Here is a 2001-nt window from a genome sequence, read left to right on the forward strand (position 1 = left end):
CCTCCCGCAGCGCCGACCGCACATCGTCGGCGGTCACCGCGGTCTGCACAGCAGCCTGGTCGGGCGAGGTGGGCTCGGGCGAGGTCGGCTCCGGCGAGGTCGGCTCCGGCGAGGTCCGTTCAGGGGGCGCCTCCTCGGGGCCGGCCGGTGAACCGACGGACGGCGCGTCGGTGGTCCGGAGACCCTGCGCCTGCGACACAGTCGGTTGCACCGCCGACGGGGCGAGGGCCGCCGGGCTCGACTCCTCCCGCATGATGTCCATCGACGGTGCGGGCGAGGTGCGCATCGGAACGGTCGGCGCGGCCCCCTGGTCCAGCGCGACGATCTCGGCAATGACCTCGCTGGCACGAATGTGCCCCTCGCTGATGGCAATTCCGTGCGTGCTGACCGCGCCGATCGCGGCGAGCGTCGCCGGGTCGGCGTGGGGTTGCGCAACCGCCTGCGCCAGTTCGCGAGCCAGGGTCAGCTGCCCTTCCAGATAGCCGCGGTGGGTGTGCAGGTGATCGGCCAGGAGCGCACCGAGGTCACCCGCCGGGGCTGCGACCTTCTCGGCCGCAGGCCGTGTCGGATTGACGGTGACGTCGGGGGCAGAGGGGATCTCCATGGTCATGTCACTCTCTGTGGGTTGTGCGAGCGTGGTGGCAGCGATCGGCGGCGCTTGTGACGAGACGTCGACGGTCGTTCCGTTCGGCCGGCCCGCCATCGACTGTGCTGCCGCTGACTGAGCCGCCGTCGACTGGGCCGCCGTCGACTGGGCCGCTGTTGGTTGGGCACCGATGCGAAAGCCGTCGTGTAGCGCATCCTGGTAAGCCTGCTTGCGCACGGCGGGAACGTATTCCGGCGCCGACAGGGTGACCGTCATGCCCGTCGACGGTCGCGGCGCCACCGGATCGGAGGCGTAACGGTTGATACCGGTCAGGGGTGCACCCAGCACCGCGAGGTGAACAGCGGCACGCTTGAGTGCCACGTCACTGTCACCGAGCGGACCCGCGTCGGTGGGTATCGCGACAACGTCGTCGAGAGTGCGGTCGACCAGTGACGTGAGCACCTTCTTGGGGCCGAACTCGACGAAGACATTGCACCCCGCGTCGGCCATCGCCGACAACGCCGCGGCGAACTCGACCGGCCGGCGCAACTGGCCGACCAGGGTGTCGCGGTTGTGTTCGATGTCATCCCCGTAGTGCGCGCCAGGCGAATTGGCGTACACAACTCCGTGTGGAGCACTGATTGTCGCAGCCTCGGCCGCCGAGCGAAAGGCATCGACCGCATGGTCGACGTAGGGGGTGTGGAAGGCCGCCGACACCGGCAACTGCCGAACGTTGAGACCCGCATCGCGCGCGTCGGCGGCAAAGCGCTCGACCGCGTCCGTGCCGCCTCCGACGACCACCTGGTCGGGTGCGTTGTGGTTACAGAGCCAGATGTCGTCACGACCGTCGAGCATCTCCTCCACCCGGTCGCGGTCGGTCTGAACGGCGAGCATGGTTCCTCGATCGCCGTCGCCGGACGGTGCCATCGCCGCTCCACGGGCGCGCGCGAGTGCATGGAAATCGTTGTCGCTCAACGATCCCGACGCCCACAGCGCGGTGAGTTCACCAAAACTGTGTCCCGCGAAGTCGGTGACGGACAGACCGAGCTCGGCCAGGAACCCGAACTGCCCCGCAGCGAGGGCACCGATGGCGGGCTGCGCGAATTCCGTGCGACGCAACATGATTTCCTGCGCCTCCCGGTCCTCGTCGGTGAACGCCGGCGGCGGATACACCACCGAGCCCAGTCTCGTCGAAGCGCCGGCGAAGACGGCATTGGCATCATCGAAGGCACGGGCGAGCGTGGGCACGTTGAGTGCCGCGGTGATACCCATGTCCACGTACTGACTGCCCTGACCGGCGAACAGCGCGGCCACCCGCAGGTCGGGCATCGCCGCGGCGGCGTAGTAGTGAATCGCCCCGGGTTTGCTGGAGGCTCGGTTAGTTGGTTCCAGCGGTTGCTGGGACCGGGTTCCCA

General features: G+C 68.9%; 1 protein-coding gene. It reads right to left on the reverse strand.

Translation table 11 applies throughout. The features are described 5' to 3' along the window. Positions 1 to 2001 (reverse strand): acyltransferase domain-containing protein (locus B1964_RS29430; protein ID WP_253194274.1); only part of this gene is annotated, 2001 nt, incomplete at both ends.

Origin of the sequence: Gordonia sp. i37 (assembly GCF_002043085.1) — a bacterium.
Taxonomy (GTDB): domain Bacteria; phylum Actinomycetota; class Actinomycetes; order Mycobacteriales; family Mycobacteriaceae; genus Gordonia; species Gordonia polyisoprenivorans.